Below are 17160 nucleotides of genomic sequence, written 5' to 3' on the forward strand. Positions count from 1 at the left end.
CGGGCTCGAGCCCGCCGAGGAGCTGGCAACGGCCCGCAGCCCCCAGGAGCTGGTGGCCCTGGCCCGGCACTCCGCCAAGGCCGGCGCCCTGGAGGCGGACACCGCCGAACTCTTCGTTCGCACCCTCAATCTGTCGGAGCTCACCGCGGAAAACGTGATGACCCCGCGGGTCCAGGTCACCGCGCTGGAACTCCGGGCCACGGCGGAGGACGTCGCCAACGCCACCCGGGCGACCGGGCTGTCCCGGTTCCCCGTGTACCGGGGCAGCCTCGACACCGTCGTCGGCGTCGCCCACATCAAGGACGTGCTGGCGATCCCCGCCGAACAGCGACCCCGTAAGCGGATCACCGACATGCTGCGCGAGCCGCTGCTCGTACCGGAGACGCTGACCGTGGACCGGTTGCTGGACCGGCTCTCCGGCAAGCTCGCCATGGCGGTCGTCATCGACGAGTACGGCGGCACGGCCGGCGTCGTGACACTGGAGGACATCGTCGAGGAAGTCGTCGGCGAGGTGCGGGACGAGCACGACCCGCACGAGACGCCGGACCTCGCACCGGCCGGTGAGGACGCCGACGGACGCACCCTGTGGTCGGCCGACGGTGCGGCCCGGACCGATCAGCTGAAGAGGATCGGACTGAGAGTGCCGGACGGACCGTACGAGACCCTTGCCGGGCTGATTGCCTCGGAGGTGGGCCGGATCCCCACCGTGGGTGATTCGGTCGAGTTCGCCGGCTGGCGGCTCGACGTGGTGGACGCCTCCGGGCGCCGCGCCGCACGGGCACTGCTGCACGCGCCGCTGCCCGGCTCCGACGAGCCCTCGGAGGACGAACGATGACCGCCGTACAGCTCTTCATCGGCCTGATGACTCTGGTCGTGAACGCCTTCTTCGTCGGTGCGGAGTTCGCCCTCATCTCCGTACGGCGCAGTCAGATCGAGCCGCAGGCGGAGGACGGGAACCGGCGTGCGCGCAGCGTCATCTGGGGACTCGAACACGTCTCCGCGCTGCTCGCCGCGGCGCAGCTGGGCATCACCCTGTGCACCCTGGTCCTCGGTATCGTCGCGGAACCGGCCATCGCCCATCTGCTGGAGCCGGTCTTCAACGCCGTGGGCATGCCGCACGGGCTGATCCATCCGATCTCGTTCGTGATCGCGCTGTCCGTGGCGACCTATCTGCACATGCTGCTGGGCGAGATGGTGCCGAAGAACATCGCGCTCGCCGAGCCCGTGCGGACCGCGCTCCTGCTCGGTCCGCCACTGGTGACGCTGGCCCGGGCACTGCGTCCGGTGATCTTCGCGATCAACGCCTTCGCCAACGCTCTGCTGAAACTGCTGCGGGTGGAGACCAAGGACGAGGTCTCGGCCACCTTCTCGGACGACGAGCTCGCCCGTCTGGTCAAGGACGCGGGGGATGCCGGACTGGTCGACGACCGGGCGGCGGAGCGGCTGCACCACGCGCTGGAGCTGGGCCGCCGGCCCGTGCGCGATGTGGTGCTGCCGGTGGACCGGGTGATGTACACGAGGGTCGGAACGACCCCCGAGGAGCTGGAGCGGCTCTCCTCCGCGACCGGGTTCTCACGTTTCCCGGTGATGGACAGCGAACAGCGGATCCTGGGCTACCTCCATGTGAAGGACGCCCTCGATGTCACGCCCCGCGATGTGCCGTTCCCGGTGACGGCGATGCGGCCGATCGCCCGGGTACGGGCGTCCACGCCGCTCGACGACGTACTGACCGCGCTGCGGCGCAGCCGTACGCACCTTGCGGCGGTCGTCGACGAGGAAGACCGGCTGGCCGGAATGGTGACCATGGAGGACGTGCTCCGGGAACTCGTGGGACGGCCGCAGGCTCGCTGACCCCCCGAGGGGTCCGGGTCCAGGGCTGGGGCTGCGTCCCGGTCCGGGCCCGGGCCTTCCGGCCCTGGGCCGTGGTTCAGGATCGGGCCCGCTGTACCCGGGTTCGGGCCCGGGCCATGGCCCTCCCGCCCCGGCCGTCAGGGAGAGGCCGGGCGGCCCCGCGATACGATCGCATCGCCATGGAAATGAATGCCACCTACACCAGTCTCGTCGCGATCGGCGACTCGTTCACCGAGGGCATGTCGGACCGGCTGCCCGACGGTTCGTACCGGGGCTGGGCCGACCTGCTCGCCACCCGGCTCGCAGCCCGGACTCCCGGATTCCGTTATGCCAACCTCGCCGTGCGCGGGAAGCTCATCGGCCAGATCGTCGACGAACAGGTGGACGTCGCCGCGGGCCTGCGGGCGGATGTCGTGACGCTGGTCGGCGGTCTCAACGACACCCTGCGCCCCAAGTGCGACATGGGTATGGTCCGCGGGCGGCTGGAAGAGGCCGTGGAGCGCCTCGCGCCGTCCTGCAAGAAACTGGTGCTGATGCGCAGCCCCGGGCGCAATGGACCCGTGATGGAACGGTTCCGGCCGCGGATGGAGGAGTTGTTCCTCCTCGTTGACGATCTGGCCGCCCGGCATGGCGCGGAGGTCGTCGATCTGTACGGCGCACAGGTGCTGGGCGACCCCCGGATGTGGGATGTCGACCGGCTGCATCTGACCGCCGAGGGGCATCGCAGGGTGACCGAGGCGGTGTGGCAGACGCTGGGTCTGCCGCCGGAGAACGACTGGCAGTCGCGGCTACCCCTGGCCGACCTGCCTCCCTGGGCCACCCGGCGCGTCGACGATCTGCGCTTCGCCCGTGAGCACCTGTTCCCCTGGATAGGACGACGCCTGACCGGCCGCTCGTCGGGGGACGGACGTACGGGAGCGCAGTTCAGCGCCGAGCAGGGCCAGGCCTTCTGGGTGACACCTGACGATGCCGGCGCCCCGGGCCCGGTTGCCGCGTGGCGGCGGGTGCACGCGGGCGAGTAGCCACCCGCCCTCTGCCGGGCCACTGCGCCCGGCTCCGCCTCCGTGCGACCGAGCCCGGCTCTGGTCCGGCTCTGCCTCCGGGTCTCGTAAGGGAGTTGCTCCCAGGGCTACGGACCATGTGCACGCGGCCCGACGGACGCGAAGACGATGTGGTGCGAGGCCGCCCGAACGCTGGACCTCGACCGTCCGGTGGCGGTGGCGGTGCTCTCGGCACTCGGGCGCGTGGCGGACTCGGCCGAGGCTGCGGCGCCGCTCCGCAACTGCCTGGACGCCTCGCCGGCGGGCAGCTGTCCGATGCCGTGCGACACCATCGAGACGCCGGAGACCCAGGCGGGGTCCGAGGGGGCACGCCAGTGGGGGCGCTGTGCCGTACGTCTCGCGGCCAAGAAGATCATGGCGACCTTCGCGGACGGGCTCGACCTGGTGGAGCCGGGCTTCGGCCCGATCAGCCAAACGGACACCGAAGTCGCCCGGCGCCGCGATGTGCCCCGCGGCCATCACCACTCGGCCATCACCACTCGGCCAGGGGCGGCACTCGCGCACGGGCACTCGTAGCAACCCACAAACCGGGCCGCGGCGCCGACCTGCACAAACCGCCAGTAGAATCACGACACGTGACTGCTGTGTCTGCGAAGCCTCGCATCCCCAATGTCCTGGCCGGCCGCTACGCCTCCACGGAGCTGGCCGTCCTTTGGTCCCCCGAGCAGAAGGTGAAGCTGGAACGTCAGCTGTGGCTGGCGGTGCTGCGCGCCCAGAAGGACCTCGGGATCGAGGTACCCGACGCCGCTCTCGCTGACTACGAGCGCGTCCTTGACCAGGTCGACCTGGCCTCGATCGCCGAGCGCGAGAAGGTCACACGGCATGACGTCAAGGCCCGCATCGAGGAATTCAACGCTCTCGCCGGCCATGAGCAGGTCCACAAGGGCATGACGTCCCGGGACCTCACCGAGAATGTCGAACAGCTCCAGATCCGGCTCTCCCTGGAACTGATGCGCGACCGCACCGTGGCCGTGCTGGCCCGGCTCGGCAGGCTCGCGGGAGAGTACCGCGAACTGGTCATCGCCGGACGCTCCCACAATGTCGCCGCGCAGGCCACGACGCTCGGCAAGCGCTTCGCGACGGCGGCTGACGAGCTGCTGGTGGCCTACGGCCGCCTTGAGGACCTGCTGGGCCGGTATCCGCTCCGCGGCATCAAGGGGCCCGTCGGCACGGCCCAGGACATGCTCGACCTCCTGGGCGGCGACGCCGGGAAGCTGGCCGACCTGGAACAGCGCATCGCCGGCCACCTCGGCTTCGCGCAGGCCTTCACCTCGGTCGGCCAGGTCTACCCGCGCTCGCTCGACTACGACGTGGTAACCGCACTGGTGCAACTGGCCGCCGCGCCGTCCTCGGTCGCGAAGACCATCCGGCTGATGGCCGGCCATGAGCTGGTGACCGAGGGCTTCAAGCCCGGCCAGGTCGGCTCGTCCGCGATGCCGCACAAGATGAACACCCGCTCCTGCGAGCGTGTCAACGGCCTGATGGTGATCCTGCGCGGTTACGCGTCGATGACCGGCGAGCTGGCGGGTGACCAGTGGAACGAGGGCGATGTGTCCTGCTCCGTGGTCCGCCGGGTGGCACTGCCGGACGCGTTCTTCGCGTTCGACGGTCTGGTGGAGACCTTCCTTACGGTGCTCGACGAGTTCGGCGCCTTCCCGGCCGTCGTCGCCCGTGAGCTGGATCGCTACCTGCCGTTCCTCGCCACCACGAAGGTGCTGATGGGTGCCGTCCGCGCGGGTGTCGGGCGTGAGGTCGCCCACGAGGCCATCAAGGAGAACGCGGTCGCTTCCGCCCTGGCCATGCGCGAGCAGGGCACCGAACGCAACGAACTGCTGGACAAGCTGGCCGCCGACGAGCGCATTCCGCTGGACCGTGCCCAGCTGGACGAACTCATGGCCGACAAGCTCTCGTTCACGGGCGCTGCGGGCGACCAGGTCACAGCACTCGTCTGCCGCATCGAGGAGATCACCAAGCAGCACCCGGAGGCCGCCGGGTACACGCCGGGCTCCATCCTCTGACGGCCCGCGCCAACGGACGATGACACCCGATGAGCTCCAGGCCGCCCGTGACCGCACTGTTCCCGATGTGGTCGCGGGCGGCCTGCGTGTGCTGTTCTGCGGAATCAATCCGAGCCTGATGACTGGTGCCACGGGCCACCATTTCGCCTTCCCCGGCAATCGCTTCTGGCCGGTCCTCCATCGGTCGGGTTTCACATCACGGCAGTTGAGGCCCTGCGAACAGTCCGAGCTGCTCCAGTACGGGCTCGGCATCACCAATGTGGTCGCCAGAGCCACGGCCCGGGCCGACGAACTGTCCGCCGAGGAGTTCCGCGCGGGCGGAGAGATCCTCACCGCGAAGGTGGAACGGCTACGGCCGCAGTGGCTGGCGGTGGTCGGCATCACGGCCTACCGGACGGCCTTCGGTGAACGGCGGGCCCACATCGGACCACAGGAACGGACGATCGGCGGAGCGCGCGTCTGGGCCCTGCCCAACCCCAGCGGCCTCAACGCCCACTGGACCGCCCAGACCATGGCCGAGGAGTACGGACGGCTCCGCACGGCCGTCGCCACGGGCCACCTCACCGACACCGCCGGGGCCTGACTGCCGGGGCGCGGCTGCCGGTACGGGGCCCGGAGGCCGCCCCGAACCGGCCCGGCCGCCGGAACAGTTGTCCCGGTGCCCCTCGGTCAGCAGGGACGACGCTGCCCTCCCCTCACACGCCTGAAGCGTCCACACGCGTCACGGCGGGTCCATCTCCGTCACCACGACGGTCAGCTCGCACCCGGGCCCGTCATCCTCCAGGCAGAGACCCAGGGCGATCCAGCGTTCCTCGATGTGCCAGAGCCGGAAGAATTCACAACCCGCAACCGTCTCGGCCCAGGGGTCGGGTATCACCTCGCCGGACATCATGCGCTCCTGCGCGCTCCACAGACTGATCATCTGCGGCTCCCCCCAACGCGCACCGAGCAAGGTGACCAGCGCATCGTGCTCCGCGAGACACTGCACCCGGTGCTCCAGCCGCGCCGCCGCGTCCTCGTCCCAGCCATCGTCGTCCGCGTGCAGGAAGGCGGTGTGGTAGCCGGGCCCGCTGACTCCCGTGCCCGATCGGACGCGCTCCACAGGAAACTCCCGGGTGCGCATCCCGTCGATGAGGCGGAGCTGATGTGCGCTCGTCATGCCGTCAGTAAACCGTCCTGCACTGACATCCGAAGCCTCACCCCATACTTTGAGCCGATTTCAGCCATCTCGCCCCGCACCGCAGTGCCCCGGCGTCCCTGTGCCCCGGCGACCCTGTTTCCCGGCGACCCGGCGACCCGGCGACCCAGCGGGACAGCGGGACAGCGGGACAGCGGGACAGCGGGACAGCAGCACTTCGGTGTCGCGCGTCGTGCGTCGCACCGCCGTCCTGGGGCTGCTCCGCGGAGTTCGTGGAGGGGGGTGGACCAGGCGGCCTTGAGCGGTGTGCGTTCGGTGGGTCCATCGGTAGGGGTCGGCGGTCTCGTTGGATGCGTCGCCAGGCATGTCCTGGTGTGCCTGGCGGTGTGCGAGGAACCGTTCCCGAGCACGACACGGAATCTCCCCGCCGGGGGGCGATCGCCCGGTCGAGTCGGTGCAGGAAGTCGGTGCAGGTCGCCGTGTCGTTGTCGGCGATCGCCTCCGTGAGTACCTCACCGGTGCGGACGTCGCACGCGGCGACGAGGGAGGCCGTGCCGTGGCGCCGGTACTGCAACTCCTGCCGGTCGGGGTTCACCTCGACGCGCTGGACGGCTTGGACGGCTTGGACGGCGACGTGAACGGCCGGCGATCGCTGTCTTCTCATCGATCGAGAGCACCGCCGCACCTCGGGCGGACCGTGACAGGAGACCGCACATCCCAGCAGCTCGCTGCCAGAAATCGGGGGTGTCCCTGCGAGTGAGCCAGCCACGGACCCTTGTGCGGCTTCAGGTCCAGACCGACCAGGATCCGGCCGACCTGAGAGGCGGAGAGTGGCGCGAAGCATGTGCCTGCCACCCGCTGGGCGATGGTCCGGTGCGACCAGGTCATCCCCGGATGCGGCGGCGCGCTGGTCGAGGCCTCGATCGCCACGCGCACGTCGGGTCCGTATCCGTAGGACTTCGGCCGCCCCGACCGTTCGGCATCCCGCAGGCCGTCCGGGCCCAGGGCGGCGAACCGCCCGCCCCACTTGCGCACGATATTCACGCTGATTTCCCCCTTCCCGGGCGATCGCGCCGTTGGCGAGCCCGTCCGCCGCCGCGAGCACGATCCAGGCCCGCAACACCACCCGCACCTCCGACTTCGCCAACGCCACCGTCCTCGTCATCTGACTTTCGCCGACGCCACCATCCTCAACAGCCGCTCGCGGACCCGCCGGTCGATCGACACCGCAACCGCCGTCCCCACCCGTCGCTCACCACGCACGGCCAATGACCGTGGCGGACGGCCCGTCGCGCCCGGCAGGATGGGCACGTGCCGAAGAACCCCCCGGAATCGATGCAGCACCATCTGCGCCAGCGCCTGAACCGCCACGCCCATGAGCGCTGGCCGCACGTGGACGCCATCACGGTTCGCTTCCGCGCCGGATTCGCCTACGTCGCAGCCGAATTGCCCAGCGCGAAGAGCGTCCCGCTGTGCCGCCTGCGCTTCACCGGCGTGCTGCACACCTGGGGCTTCGCCCTCTACCTGGCCGGCAACCACAGCTACCGGGACAACGCCCTGCCCAGCGGACTGCCCGCAGGCTCCCCAGAAGAAGCCCTCGACTGCGCGGGCGACCTCTACCTCAATGCCCTCGCACCGGCCATCCAGGTGCCGGCAGGACTCGTCGTCCTCGTCGGCCCACCAGCCTCGGGCAAGACCAGCTTCGTTCGGGCACTGATCGCGCGCCGGCAGATCGACGCGGAAGCCGTGGTGTCCAGCGACGAGATCCGCGCGGAGCTTTTCGGCACCTCCCCCGCAGAAGCGGAATCCGAGGAGGCGGACGCACGGATCTTCGACGAACGTGACCGTAGGATCGTCGCCAGGCTCGCTACCGGACGCAGCGCGATCGCCGAGTCAACGAACGTCACGCCGCAGGCGCGCGCACGGCTCATCGCCATCGCCAGGCGCTTCAACGCCCCGGTGACCATGCTGCGATTCAACCCGGCCGTCACCGACCTCGTTCAGCAGTACACGGAGCGACGCCGCACCGACCTCACCGCCGAAGACGTCCGTGCCTATGCCACGATCATGATCCGGGACGCCGGCGCCGACCAGCTCCGCTCCGAGGGCGCAACCACCGTCCACGATGTCCCCGGACGCCGCCAAGCAACCACGCCCGCCGAAGCCGCCGCACAGTTCTCCTTCGTCTGACACATCCGACGTGTCCAGCGTGCCTTCCGACAGCCCTCCACGAACTTGCGCGGAGTAGCACCAGCGGCTGTCCGACGGATCAGGGCCGGGTAGGGCGCGGCGTCCGGCGCGGTGGATCGCAAGGCGCCGGAGCCTCGTGACAGCGACGCTGTTCGGTCGTTTCGGGAACGCTGCGAGGTGCCGTGCCAGACGCCGTCACCCCGGCATGATCAGCCGGACAGGCTCAGGCGTCGCGGCGTCGCAGCGCCCACCATCCGGCCAACAGTGCCGCCGCGGCCCAGGCCGCGGTGACGGCCAGCCCTGCCCAGGGCCCCAGGCTGCCCTCCGGGTGCTGGTGCAGCACCAACTGTCCGGCCCGGTCCGGCAGATAGTCGGCCGCACTGCCCGCGACGTCCCCGACCACGAACGAGACGATCAGGATGAAGGGGATGAGCAGACTGAGCACGGCAACCGCGCTGCGCAGCAGGACCGTCAGTCCCGCCGCGAAGAGTGCCATCAGAGCCAGATATATCCCCCCTCCGAACGCCGCCCGCAGGGCGCCTGGTTCCCCCAGGCCGATGGCGTACTCACCCATGAACAGTTGCCCCACCAGAAACGTGCTGAAGGCGGTGATGAGGCCGACCGCCAGAGCCGCTCCCCCGACGAGTGAGATCTTGACCGTGTAGAAGTGGGTGCGGCGCGGAACGGCCGCCAGCGACATGCGCAGCGCGCCATTGAGGTACTCGGACGAAATGGCCGTCGCACCGAAGCTGATGGCCGCGATCTGACCGAAGTTCAGCGCGTAGAAGGCGCCGAAGACGAGTTCGGCGTCCGCGTTGTCCGCCTCGGCCTGACCGACGGTGGCGAAGGTGAGCACCGTGACGACCATGGTGACGAGGAAGACGGCGACCAGGGATCCCGAGATGGAGCGCACCGATCTGATCTTGATCCACTCGGAGCGCAGGATTGCGGTTGTCGACATGATCAGACCTCCTGACGGGTGGTGGGATGGACAGCGGCGGAAGCGAATTCCGCGGCATCGGCGGTGAGGTCCAGGTAGGCCTGTTCCAACGTGGCCTGCTCGTCGATGAGCTCAAGAACCGCAATGCCCTCTCTGGCTGCCATCGCTCCGATCTCCTCCGCCTTCACGTCCTCGACGGTCCAACGGCCGTTCTCGCCCTGCGCGGCCCGGTATCCCTTGCGCTTCAGAACCTCACCGAGCCGGGAGGATTCAGTCGTGCGCATCCGCACCCTGGGCCGGCTGCGGGAGTCGAGGAACTCCTGCATCGGCAGATCGATGAGGAGCCGCCCCCTACCGAGCACGATCAAATGGTCGGCGAACGACGACGTCTCGTTCATCAGGTGGCTGGAGACGAGCACCGTGCGGCCCTCCCGGGCAAGCCGCTTCATCAGTTCCCGGATCCAGACGATGCCCTCCGGATCCAGCCCGTTCGACGGCTCGTCCAGCATGACCACCTCCGGGTCACCGAGCAGCGCCGCCGCTATGCCCAGCCGCTGGCGCATCCCGAGAGAGAACGTCTTGATCCGGCGTCCGCCGACCTTGGCGAGGCCTGCCTCTTCCAGCACCTCCTCGACCCTGCCGCGGCCCATGCCGTTGCTCGTCGCAAGCGCCAGAAGGTGATTGCGGGCCGTCCGCGAACCGTGAGCGGCCTGCGGATCGAGGAGCACCCCGACGCGGCGCAGCGGATCGTCCAGAGCTGTGTACGCCTGCCCTCCGATGGTGGCGGCGCCCTCCGTGGGCCGGTCGAGCCCGAGGACCAGCCTCATGGTGGTGGACTTGCCTGCCCCGTTGGGCCCGAGGAATCCGGTGACCCGGCCTGGCCGCACGCTGAAGGCGAGGTGGTCCACAGCGCGGGTCGCGCCGTAGTCCTTGGTGAGCTCGTGGACATCGATGCTGGTCATGTCCTCAGCCTGGCGGCCCCGCCGGCGACACTCCTCCCCCGCAGGTGTGGATCATCTCCCTCGCTCGGGGGAGCCGCTGCACCCGAGCACGCTGGCACGATGAGCCGCATGCTCCGCTTCCTCCACCCACTGATCACGCCGGTCACCTATACCCGTTGGCTGCATCTGCTCATGCCGCAGGCCGTCGTGAGCGTGTGGCTGTTCATCTCGATGGATACGCCGTGGGTACCCGTCGTCCTCGCGGCACTGGTCGGCCTGATACCCGGCATGCGGCTCGCCGAGGGGATCCAGGGGCAGCTGCTGCTCACCCCCGCGGAGCGCGGAGACCCCGACGCGACCATCTCGGTGGCACCGTCCACCTCTTGGTCCGAACGCTGGCGGACCGCGCTCTGGCTGGAGGTGCGGCTGCTGTGCGCAACGCTCGCCGGCCTCGCCACGGTGTGGCTGCCGGCCACAACGGTCGACCTCGTCCGCTCGGCATTCGGCACGAAACCGAGCGACGAATGGCTTGCCGCCGGTCTGGGAACGCACTGGTGGGCTGCGGTTCTGGCTCCTGTTCCGCTGCTGGTGATGCTCGCCGTGGTCGTGGGCTGCGGGGAGCTGATCACTGCGGCCGCGCGTTGGCTGCTGGGCCCGACGCCGATCCAGCGGCTGACTGCGCTGGAGGAACGCACCGAGCAGCTCCTCGAACGGAATCGGATCGCGCGAGAGCTGCACGACTCGATCGGGCATGCCCTGACGGTGGCCGTGGTGCAGGCGGGTGCCGCAAGGGCGGCGCACGACCCGGAGTTCACCGAACGGGCTCTGGCGGCGATCGAGGAGACCGGCCGTGACGCGCTCGAAGATCTGGACCGGGTGCTGAGGGTGCTGCGCGAGTCAGGTCCGACTCCCGGGCAACGGCCGTCGCTGAGCGAAGCGGACCGATTGCTGGACTCCGCCCGGGGGGCCGGGGCCAAGGTCGATGCCGAGGTGTCCGGTCCGCTGGAGCAGGTACCTGGGCCGGTGTCCCGTGAGGGGTACCGCATCCTTCAGGAATCCCTCACCAATGTCCTGCGGCACTCGGGGGCCGTCCCCGTGCGGGTACGTATCACCGTCGCGGAGGGACGGCTGGAGCTGGAGGTGACCAACCCGTTCACGGGTGCGACCGGTACGCCGGGAGGTGGAAGCGGGCTGCGCGGTATCCGCGAGAGAGCCGCCCTGCTGGGCGGAAATGCCAAGACCGGCCTGTACGGAGAGGAATGGATGGTGCACGCGAGCCTTCCGCTGGGGCGCATACGCTGACCGGATGCCGGTTACCGTTCTCCTGGTCGATGACGAACCCCTGGTCCGCGCAGGTCTGCGTGCGGTCCTGGAGGCCCAGCCCGATATCGAGGTCGTCGGTGAGGCGGGGGACGGAGCCGCGGTGATCCCGCTGGTGCGTCAGCTTCGCCCCGACGTCGTGGCGATGGACGTCCGTATGCCACTGATGGACGGCATCGAGGCGACTCGGGTGGTGCTGCGCACGGTGCCCGATCCGCCGAAGATCCTGGTGGTGACGACGTTCGAGAACGACGAGTACGTCTACGAGGCGCTGCGCGCGGGGGCGGACGGTTTCCTCCTCAAGCGGGCCCGGCCGGCCGAGATCGTGCACGCGGTGCGGCTGGTGGCGGAGGGCGAGTCCCTGTTGTTCCCGGCGGCCGTCCGGCAGCTCGCCGCCGAATACGGCACGAGCAAGGCGCGGGAGACCATGGACCGGGCTTCGCTCACCGAGCGCGAGGCCGCGGTGCTGCGACTGATGGCCCGGGGCCTGTCCAACGCCGAGATCGCCGCCAGCCTCGTAGTGGGTGTAGAGACGGTGAAGACCCATGTCAGCGCCGTGCTGGCGAAGTTGGGCGCCCGGGACCGCACCCAGGCGGTCATCGCCGCCTATGAGTCCGGATTCGTCGCCCCCGGCTGATCCCGGCTCGTCCCGGACGGCGTTGCGTCCCGCGGTCGCCCTGCCCCGGAGCAACGAGTACGATCCGCCTGACATGCGCACGAGCTGGGAGGACACACCGTGGGCCGGCTGACCGGTGGGGACCCGTCGCTGCTGCGTCGAATCAATTCCGCGGTGGTGCTGCACGCCCTCAGGGGTGCCGGTTCCCCGACCCTCACGGACCTGACCCGGATCACCGGTCTGTCGCGGCCGACGGTCGAGGGCGTGGTGGAGGGGCTCTTCGAGGCCGGCCTGGTCGTCGAGTCGGCGCCCGACGGTGCCGAGGCACGACGGCAGGGCCGTCCGGCCCGCCGGTTCCGGTTCCGTGCCGAGGCCGGACATCTGCTGGGCATCGAGATCGGCCCGCACCGGGTCTCGGCGCTGCTGTCGGGCCTGGACGGCCGGATCATCGGCGCCGGCTCGCGTGACGTGTCGGAGACCGCCTGCGCCGACGACCGCCTCGACAAGGTGCGGACCGTGGTCGCCGAAGTCCTGCGGCGGACCGGCGTGGCCCGCAGCAGTCTGCGGGCGGTCGGGGTCGGCAGCCCGGGCATCGTGGAGGCCGACGGCACCGTGCGGCTGGGCACCGCGCTGCCGGACTGGACCGGCCTGGCCCTCGGTGAGCGGCTGCGGCGCTCCTTCCGCTGCCCTGTGCTCGTGGAGAACGATGCGAACGCCGCTGCCGTCGCGGAGCACTGGAAGGGCGCGGCCACGGAGTCCGACGACATCGTGTTCGTGCTGGCGGGGCTGAGTCCGGGAGCGGGCTCTCTGATCGGCGGACGGCTGCACCGTGGCTTCGGCGGTGCGGCTGGCGAGATCGGTGCGCTGCACCTCCTCGGCCGTGACGTCACACCGGAGAGGCTGCTGTCCACGACGGACACCCCGCTGGACCCGCTTGACGAGCATGCGGTGGCCGCCGTGTTCGCGAAGGCGCGGCACGGCGACAAGCAGGCGCAGGCGGCGGTCGAGCGGTTCATTCAGCGGCTGGTCCACGATGTGGCGGCGCTGGTGCTGGCGCTCGATCCCGAGCTGGTGGTCGTCGGGGGCTGGGCAGCCGGGCTGGACGGGGTGCTCGACCCGCTCCGCGGTGAGCTGGCCCGCTACTGTCTTCGGCCCCCACGGGTGGCGCTGTCGCTGCTCGGCGAGGCCGCTGTGGCCACGGGTGCCCTGCGACTGGCACTCGACCACGTCGAGGAGCAGCTCTTCGCGGTGGAGGGAACAGTGACGGCCCGCCGCTGAGCGCGACGGGCCGTACGGTGCGGTGCGGGTCCCGGCGGGCGACCGGGAGGCACGTGGTCAGGACGCCTGGCGCTCCTGGTCGTGGTGGCTGATCTCCACGTCGCCCGAGTCACCGAAGGTGAGCCGGCAGGTGTCGGCCCGGTAGGTGGCGACGGACACGGCAGCCGTGCCGCCTGCGGCGAGGTACCGGGTGGTGACGACGAGGACAGGAGCCCCGGGAAGCCGGTCGAGCTCCTTGGCATCGTCCGCGCGGGCCGAACCGAGTTCCACCGAGCGGTCCTGGCCGTCGAGCCCGAGCCGGTGCAGTTCACGTACGACGCTGCGGGCCCTGGCAGTACCGGACGAAGCGTCTATGGCGGAGAGTTCGGGAACCGAGGACGACGGCACGTACAGCAGCTCCGCCGCGACGGCCTGCCCGTGGGAGACCCTGATCCGACGCACGATGTGGACGGGCTCCTCGCCCCCCACGTCGAGCGCACCGGCCACCGCCGCGGGTGCGGCCGCGGTCCGGCAGTCCACCGGCTGCCATGCCTCGCCCGCGCCGCCTCCGCTCCAGTCGTGCTGAGCGGTGGAAACGGCCACGCCCACGCGCGGCGGCGCGACCGTGGTCCCGACACCCCGGCGGCGCTGCAGCCTGCCTTCGAGTTCGAGCTGCTCCAGTGCCTGCCGGAGCGTGGCCCGGGCGACGCCGAACCGGGCGGCGAGCTCCCGCTCGTTGGGAAGGATCTCCCCCACCGCAAAGTCCGAGTCGAGTGCCTCACTGAGCACGGTCTTGAGGTGCCAGTACTTCGGCTCCGGTACCGATTCCAGCTGCGTGGTCCCCACCCTTGTCCTCCGCAATCGCCCAGCGGCTTTTCCGCGACGTTATTTATTAAAGGTTCCTGTCTTAACGTTGCGACCATAGGACGGCGCATCCCCTTGGTCAAGACCAATCCTTAGCCGGTAACGCTGCGAAACGGAGCTCTGCCGCAGAGCGTTCACAGGACGTTCGTGCACCGGTTCGCGTCGCGCAGCACAAAGCCCCACGTCCGGGCAGGTCCGTGGGGCTCCGGGAGCAATGTGGGCACTGTCGGCCGCAGGCAACCGGAAGGCGGCACACCGGTTGAAGCGGCCAGTGGATCCGGTCGGCTACGCGCCGACGAAAGAGGTGAGTTTGTCAGGATTCCGCACGATATATACACACTGGATGAGCCCACCCCGCACATCGACCTGCATGACGGAATCGGGCTTTCCGTCGATGAGGACGAGCAGCGCCGGCCCGCCGTTCAGCTCCAGGCTCCGGACCTCCAGATCCGGGATCGGCTCGTGGGCGACGGCGTGAAGGAAGCGGCCGACCTTGTCCGCGCTCTCCAGGATCCGCAGCGGAGCCTTCGACTTCCCGCCGCTGTCGCCGACGAGCCGCACGTCCGGCGCGAGGAGCGCGAGCAGTTCCTCGATGTCGCCGCCCGCCGCCGCCGCGAGAAAGCGCTCCGTGAGGTCACGACGGTGGACGGGATCGACGTCGTAGCGCGGCTTGCGCTCCTCCACATGACGCCGGGCGCGCCCGGCGAGCTGGCGGACGGCGGCCTCGGTCCGGTCGAGCGCCGTGGCGATCTCTCCGTACGGAAAGCCGAAGGCCTCGCGCAGGACGAAGACGGCGCGCTCCAGCGGGGACAGCGATTCGAGGACGACGAGCACCGCGACGGAGACGGAGTCGGCGAGCAGGGCCTGCTCCGCCGTGTCGGGTACGGCGGGCCCGAAGTCGGTGACGAAGGGTTCTGGCAGCCAGGGCCCGACGTACGCCTCACGCCGCGTCCGGAGCTGACGCAGCCGGTCTATGGCGAGGCGGGTGACGATCCTGACGAGGAAGGCACGCGGTTCGCGCACATCTTCCCGCACCGCGGACGACCACCGGAGCCACGCCTCCTGGACCACGTCCTCCGCGTCGGCGATCCGGCCGAGCATGCGGTAGGCCACGCCGGTGAGTACGGGCCGGTGCTCTTCGAAGACGTCGGTCACGGTGTCGGTTGTCACCGTCCCATCCCAGCCGACGTGCCGCACGGTGTCCAGTTCGAATCGCCCGGACCTCTTGAACTCCAAGCTACCTGGCGGTAATTGTTGTTGACGCATTGTCTAAGTCGCCTGCGGGCACGGCCCTCCGTGCCGCGACATCCGGGAGCATCTCCATGGCAGCCACGGTCTCGTTCACCGTCGAGTCACCCCGCGGACCGCGGACCGTGTCCGTCGCGTACCAGCGGACGGGTGCCGGCGAGCCGCTGCTGCTGCTCCACGGCATCGGCCATCACCGCCAGGCCTGGGACCCGGTGATCCCCGTGCTCGCCGTGGAACGGGAGGTCATCGCCGTCGACCTGCCCGGCTTCGGCGCCTCCCCCGCGCTGCCCGACGGTGTCCCGTACGACCTGGCCACCGTGGCACCGCTGCTCGGGACCTTCTGCGAGGCGCTGGGCCTGGACCGCCCCCATGTCGCGGGGAACTCGCTCGGTGGGCTGCTGGCACTGGAGTTGGGGCGCGAGAAGCTCGTGCGCTCGGTGACGGCGCTCTCGCCCGCCGGTTTCTGGACCGAGCGCGAGCGGCGCTACGCGTTCGGCACGCTGCGCGCCATGCGACTGGCGGCCGGTTCGATGCCGCTGCCGCTCGTCGAACGGCTCTCCCGTACCCGGGCCGGCCGGACGGTCCTGACCAGCACCATCTATGCCCGGCCCGGGCGCCGTTCACCCGAGGCCGCGGTCCTGGAGACGGTCGCTCTGCGCGAGGCGACCGGGTTCCACCAGACGCTGGCCGCCGGACGCGATGTGCTGTTCACCGACGATGTGCCGGAACTACCGGTGACCATCGCCTGGGGCAGCAGCGACCGGCTGCTCCTGCGCCGCCAGGGAGTCCGGGCCAAGCACACCGTCCCCGGCGCCCGGCTGGTCCGGCTGCCCGGCTGCGGCCATGTCCCGATGAACGACGACCCGGCTCTCGTGGCGCGGGTGATTCTCGACACCAGCCGCTGAGTCCGTCCCGGGCACGGGCCCGCGCCGGTGCAGGACGCCCGACCCGAGCGCGACCCCCAGCGCCACCAGACAGCTGCCCGCGGCCTGCGCGACACCGTACGAACCGGCCCCGACCAGTGGGGCGGTGAGCGCGGCGGAGACCGGGATCAGACCGGAGAAGAGCGTGGCGCGCTCGGCGCCGATGCGCTGCATGCCCATGTACCAGCAGACGAATCCGATGACCGTGACCACGGCGGCCTGCCACACCAGCGCCGCCGTCTCAGCGGGTGAGGGCACCCGCAGGAAGCCGCCGCCGTCCAGCAGCAGCCCCAGCGCGGCCGACTCCGCGGCGGCGATCACACAGACCGTGGCGGACAGCAGTTTCGGGCCGAGTGGACGCAGGACGGGTACGGCGATGACCGCGAAGCCCACCTCACCGGCCAGCGCGCCGACGGAACAGAGGATGCCCGCCGTGTCGGTTCGGCCCCAGCCCTGGACCGTGAAGGCACCCGCGGCGACCAGCGCGGCGGCGTAGAGCACGGCGCGTGCCGGCCGGCGCCCGTCCAGCAGCGGCACAAGCACCGCGACGATGATCGGGGCGCACCCGACGAAAACGCCCGGAACGGCAGGTTCCGCAGTCCGCTCGGCGACCAGGACGGCCAGATTGAAGCCGACCATTCCGACAGCCGCGAGCAGCGCGAGCCGCGCCCACTGCCGGGCGCCGAGCGTGCGCAGTGTGGCGGCGGGCGGGGGCGCTCCGCCCCGCCGCAGAAGCGGCAGGAGCAGCAGGCCGGCCAGGCCGTAGCGCAGTGCCTGGCCACCCGCGTAGGGG

General features: G+C 70.4%; 17 protein-coding genes and 1 pseudogene. 11 read left to right on the forward strand and 7 right to left on the reverse strand.

What is annotated here, in order from left to right; genetic code table 11:
* The 6 genes from J1C73_RS18950 to mug all read left to right on the forward strand — a co-directional run.
* Positions 1–835, forward strand: an 835-nt coding sequence (locus J1C73_RS18950) for a hemolysin family protein (RefSeq protein WP_207317449.1), incomplete at its 5' end; no start/stop codon positions are given.
* Positions 832–1851 (forward strand): hemolysin family protein, encoded by a 1020-nt coding sequence (locus J1C73_RS18955; RefSeq protein WP_207317450.1) that lies wholly within the window; start codon positions 832–834, stop codon positions 1849–1851. The genes J1C73_RS18950 and J1C73_RS18955, both read left to right, overlap by 4 nt.
* Before the next feature lie 179 nt (positions 1852–2030).
* Positions 2031–2873, forward strand: a complete 843-nt coding sequence (locus J1C73_RS18960; protein WP_207317451.1) for an SGNH/GDSL hydrolase family protein — start codon at positions 2031–2033, stop codon at positions 2871–2873.
* Positions 2874–3020: 147 nt separating this feature from the next.
* Complete coding sequence (locus tag J1C73_RS18965) at positions 3021–3428, forward strand: SAM-dependent methyltransferase (RefSeq protein ID WP_207317452.1); 408 nt, start codon at positions 3021–3023, stop codon at positions 3426–3428.
* Positions 3429–3487: 59 nt separating this feature from the next.
* Entirely contained in the window at positions 3488–4930 is a 1443-nt protein-coding gene (gene purB, locus J1C73_RS18970; protein WP_207317453.1) for an adenylosuccinate lyase, read from the forward strand.
* A gap of 19 nt (positions 4931–4949) precedes the next feature.
* Positions 4950–5513: a G/U mismatch-specific DNA glycosylase gene (mug, locus tag J1C73_RS18975; RefSeq protein ID WP_207317454.1), complete on the forward strand. Its 564-nt coding sequence runs from the start codon at positions 4950–4952 to the stop codon at positions 5511–5513.
* A gap of 138 nt (positions 5514–5651) precedes the next feature.
* Here mug and J1C73_RS18980 read toward each other — a convergent pair whose 3' ends face one another.
* Both J1C73_RS18980 and J1C73_RS18985 read right to left on the reverse strand, forming a co-directional pair.
* Positions 5652–6089: a hypothetical protein gene (locus tag J1C73_RS18980; protein WP_207317455.1), complete on the reverse strand. Its 438-nt coding sequence runs from the start codon at positions 6087–6089 to the stop codon at positions 5652–5654.
* Between the two features lie 639 nt (positions 6090–6728).
* Positions 6729–7112 carry a helix-turn-helix domain-containing protein gene (locus J1C73_RS18985; protein WP_207317456.1) on the reverse strand — a complete coding sequence of 128 codons (384 nt, stop codon included), beginning with the start codon at positions 7110–7112 and terminating at the stop codon, positions 6729–6731.
* 267 nt (positions 7113–7379) lie between these two features.
* On the opposite strand from J1C73_RS18985, the gene J1C73_RS35005 reads away from it, so the two are divergent.
* Positions 7380–8258: an AAA family ATPase gene (locus J1C73_RS35005; protein ID WP_307797730.1), complete on the forward strand. Its 879-nt coding sequence runs from the start codon at positions 7380–7382 to the stop codon at positions 8256–8258.
* Positions 8259–8481: 223 nt separating this feature from the next.
* On the opposite strand, the gene J1C73_RS18995 is transcribed toward J1C73_RS35005, so the two are convergent.
* Together J1C73_RS18995 and J1C73_RS19000 are read right to left on the reverse strand one after the other, a co-directional pair.
* Positions 8482–9219 (reverse strand): ABC transporter permease, encoded by a 738-nt coding sequence (locus tag J1C73_RS18995; protein WP_207317457.1) that lies wholly within the window; start codon positions 9217–9219, stop codon positions 8482–8484.
* Positions 9220–9221: 2 nt separating this feature from the next.
* Positions 9222–10160: an ATP-binding cassette domain-containing protein gene (locus J1C73_RS19000; protein WP_207317458.1), complete on the reverse strand. Its 939-nt coding sequence runs from the start codon at positions 10158–10160 to the stop codon at positions 9222–9224.
* Positions 10161–10268: 108 nt separating this feature from the next.
* Here J1C73_RS19000 and J1C73_RS19005 point away from each other — a divergent pair, with 108 nt between their 5' ends.
* The 3 genes from J1C73_RS19005 (at position 10269) to J1C73_RS19015 (ending at position 13353) form a co-directional block, all read left to right on the forward strand.
* On the forward strand, positions 10269–11441 hold the full coding sequence (locus tag J1C73_RS19005; RefSeq protein WP_207317463.1) for a sensor histidine kinase: 1173 nt from the start codon (positions 10269–10271) through the stop codon (positions 11439–11441).
* Positions 11442–11445: 4 nt separating this feature from the next.
* On the forward strand, positions 11446–12096 hold the full coding sequence (locus tag J1C73_RS19010) for a response regulator (RefSeq protein ID WP_207317459.1): 651 nt from the start codon (positions 11446–11448) through the stop codon (positions 12094–12096).
* A 99-nt stretch (positions 12097–12195) separates the two neighbouring features.
* A complete protein-coding gene (locus J1C73_RS19015; RefSeq protein ID WP_123467903.1) occupies positions 12196–13353 on the forward strand; it encodes an ROK family transcriptional regulator in 1158 nt (385 codons plus the stop codon).
* Positions 13354–13410: 57 nt separating this feature from the next.
* On the opposite strand, the gene J1C73_RS19020 is transcribed toward J1C73_RS19015, so the two are convergent.
* Positions 13411–14178 carry a GntR family transcriptional regulator gene (locus J1C73_RS19020; RefSeq protein ID WP_123467905.1) on the reverse strand — a complete coding sequence of 256 codons (768 nt, stop codon included), beginning with the start codon at positions 14176–14178 and terminating at the stop codon, positions 13411–13413.
* Positions 14179–14481: 303 nt separating this feature from the next.
* Positions 14482–15366 (reverse strand): RNA polymerase sigma-70 factor, encoded by an 885-nt coding sequence (locus tag J1C73_RS19025; protein WP_207317460.1) that lies wholly within the window; start codon positions 15364–15366, stop codon positions 14482–14484.
* A gap of 152 nt (positions 15367–15518) precedes the next feature.
* Between J1C73_RS19025 and J1C73_RS19030 the strand changes: the two genes are divergently transcribed.
* Positions 15519–16349 (forward strand): alpha/beta fold hydrolase, encoded by an 831-nt coding sequence (locus tag J1C73_RS19030; protein ID WP_207317461.1) that lies wholly within the window; start codon positions 15519–15521, stop codon positions 16347–16349.
* A 105-nt stretch (positions 16350–16454) separates the two neighbouring features.
* Here the strand turns inward: J1C73_RS19030 and J1C73_RS19035 are convergent.
* Positions 16455–17006 (reverse strand): annotated as a pseudogene (locus J1C73_RS19035) (DMT family transporter); the annotation flags it as partial.
* Positions 17007–17160: the final 154 nt, after the last annotated feature.

The organism is Streptomyces laculatispora (genome assembly GCF_017353455.1).
In the GTDB taxonomy this organism is placed as follows: Bacteria; Actinomycetota; Actinomycetes; order Streptomycetales; family Streptomycetaceae; genus Streptomyces; species Streptomyces laculatispora.

What these genes read in the sequence shown, in the direction of transcription:
- J1C73_RS18955 (WP_207317450.1), top strand. Translation starts at nt 832, where the DNA reads ATGACCGCCGTACAGCTCTTCATCGGCCTGATGACTCTGGTCGTGAAC.
- J1C73_RS18960 (WP_207317451.1), top strand. Translation starts at nt 2,031, where the DNA reads ATGGAAATGAATGCCACCTACACCAGTCTCGTCGCGATCGGCGACTCG.
- mug (WP_207317454.1), top strand. Translation starts at nt 4,950, where the DNA reads ATGACACCCGATGAGCTCCAGGCCGCCCGTGACCGCACTGTTCCCGAT.
- J1C73_RS19005 (WP_207317463.1), top strand. Translation starts at nt 10,269, where the DNA reads ATGCTCCGCTTCCTCCACCCACTGATCACGCCGGTCACCTATACCCGT.
- J1C73_RS18980 (WP_207317455.1), bottom strand. Translation starts at nt 6,089, where the DNA reads ATGACGAGCGCACATCAGCTCCGCCTCATCGACGGGATGCGCACCCGG.
- J1C73_RS19010 (WP_207317459.1), top strand. Translation starts at nt 11,446, where the DNA reads ATGCCGGTTACCGTTCTCCTGGTCGATGACGAACCCCTGGTCCGCGCA.
- J1C73_RS18995 (WP_207317457.1), bottom strand. Translation starts at nt 9,219, where the DNA reads ATGTCGACAACCGCAATCCTGCGCTCCGAGTGGATCAAGATCAGATCG.
- J1C73_RS19000 (WP_207317458.1), bottom strand. Translation starts at nt 10,160, where the DNA reads ATGACCAGCATCGATGTCCACGAGCTCACCAAGGACTACGGCGCGACC.
- J1C73_RS18965 (WP_207317452.1), top strand. Translation starts at nt 3,021, where the DNA reads ATGTGGTGCGAGGCCGCCCGAACGCTGGACCTCGACCGTCCGGTGGCG.
- J1C73_RS19030 (WP_207317461.1), top strand. Translation starts at nt 15,519, where the DNA reads ATGGCAGCCACGGTCTCGTTCACCGTCGAGTCACCCCGCGGACCGCGG.